Source organism: Roseibium sp. RKSG952 (assembly GCF_009711355.1).
This window is the reverse complement of sequence record NZ_SMMF01000531.1, coordinates 1-1,619: the sequence shown is the minus strand read 5'-3', so window position 1 is coordinate 1,619 and position 1,619 is coordinate 1. Positions and strand designations below refer to the sequence as shown.

1 protein-coding gene and 1 pseudogene are annotated in these 1,619 nt (G+C 47.1%); one reads left to right on the top strand and one right to left on the bottom strand.

Annotated elements, in window-relative coordinates; genetic code table 11:
- Nucleotides 1–75 precede the first annotated feature (75 nt).
- Nucleotides 76–1,107, top strand: coding sequence for a DUF4238 domain-containing protein (locus E1297_RS02035; RefSeq protein ID WP_155133260.1), 1,032 nt, complete (start codon nucleotides 76–78; stop codon nucleotides 1,105–1,107).
- Between the two features lie 104 nt (nucleotides 1,108–1,211).
- On the opposite strand, the pseudogene E1297_RS50695 reads toward E1297_RS02035, so the two are convergent.
- Nucleotides 1,212–1,442 (bottom strand): annotated as a pseudogene (locus E1297_RS50695) (transposase); the annotation flags it as partial.
- Between the last annotated feature and the right edge of the window lie 177 nt (nucleotides 1,443–1,619).

Here is a 1,619-nt window from a genome sequence, read left to right as displayed (position 1 = left end):
CAGACACAATCGTAAACTGTGTCGTGTACAAGGCTTGAAGCCACTTGAAATGCCAGAGAGAGTCGAGATGCAAGGATGTCATTCGTCAAATACCAACATTATCTACCGCGAAAACACATGTCCTGGTTTTCTTACGAAGACGGAAAAACATCCCGTTGGATACTCGCTGACGGGCGCTTTGAAGATTGTTTCAATTTAGAGAATCACGGCGGTCAGAAGCACCTCTACGAGTCCGACCAAATGCCACGCAACCACATAGAAACAAATATCCTCAACCCAATTGAGAATGCATTCTATGAAGCTCGAGATAGAACCCTACGCCATAAACAGGTTAGATCCGCCAGTGATAGGGCTAAGATTAAACAATATGCTGTAGCGCAATTTTTGCGACAGCAACATTTGCACAAAAGAATTTCTCACCTAGATGATGACCTCAGACTTCTTGCAAAAGAAATGGGAGTCGAAAAGATTTGGGGAGTTGATGAATGTCCGCAGAGCGAGCGCAGAAAGAGATCAAGTGCTGTTTTGGCCGATGTGCTACTCAATGTAGAAGACCACGCAAAAGCACTGAAAAAGCATTCGGTGATATTCGTTTCACGACCAGAATCAGATCTTCTACTGCCTGACAGCGGAGTTGTCGTTGATTACGGGGGAATTGATGGTCCGCCGAAATTTGGCGGCTTGCTTTCCCGTGATTTCTCTCTCTGGCTGCCCATCTCACCCAATAGTGCCATCAAAATCGTTCGCACAAAAAAATTCAAACCCAGTCAGGTTATGTGCGGCAATCAGTATGAATACTTTCTTCAGAATCTATGCCTGAATGCTAGCAAGTTTGTTATAGGTCATCGAAATCCTCTTTTTGAAGCAGATCTTCAAAATAGATCCTGTTTCGATCCTGTCGCAGCTCGCTGTTCAATGATCCTGCAATTGTATCGGGTAGGAGTTTTTGATGAAATGATATTTAGTTTCTGGAAAAATTTCTGCTCGGATATTCCGCAGGAATTCGTGCGCGCTTGGTTCTACAGAGAGAAATTTATACCCTCAATGAATAAGCTCTTTAATCCAGATGGTAGAGCTGATGCAGATAAGCTGTTTTTTCCGCTTTAATCCAGATCCGGATACTCCGGTTTGTTCCTTTGCCAGTAACCGCAGAGCGACCGAGATGTCGGATTTCTCATGGCGTCCGCAACAACTAGCCCGACCAGCTGGACGTTGCTCATCCGGCGATAATCCTCGCGCCAGACAAGCTCGACGACGTACCAGTCGAAATACCTCAGCGAGAAGCGGTGGTGGATGCCGATATAAGCCCGCTGTATCCGGCTGAAGAAGCTCTCCACGTGCTTGGTGTTCATCGGGTCGTCAGTCTGGCAGCCCCTGGAGTGATTCACCGCCGATGATCCAGAAGCACGGCAAACCCCTTCCTTTGGGGCGGGGGGGGGCAGTCACTCACGCTCAATTGATTAAGTTTGCACGTGTAAAAAATCACTGATTCGTGACGGCATTTTAGCTGGCAGGGCTTCAGCCTGTTTTTTCGCGTCGTCCGATGACACCTCAACGTGCACCTACTTGTGCATTACCCGCCAAAAGTTTCGCTTGCACGTTTGGTGAACAGCTTGAAA

Excerpts from the sequence above, each read along its gene's own strand:
- E1297_RS02035 (WP_155133260.1), top strand. The coding sequence starts at position 76 with ATGTCATTCGTCAAATACCAACATTATCTACCGCGAAAACACATGTCC.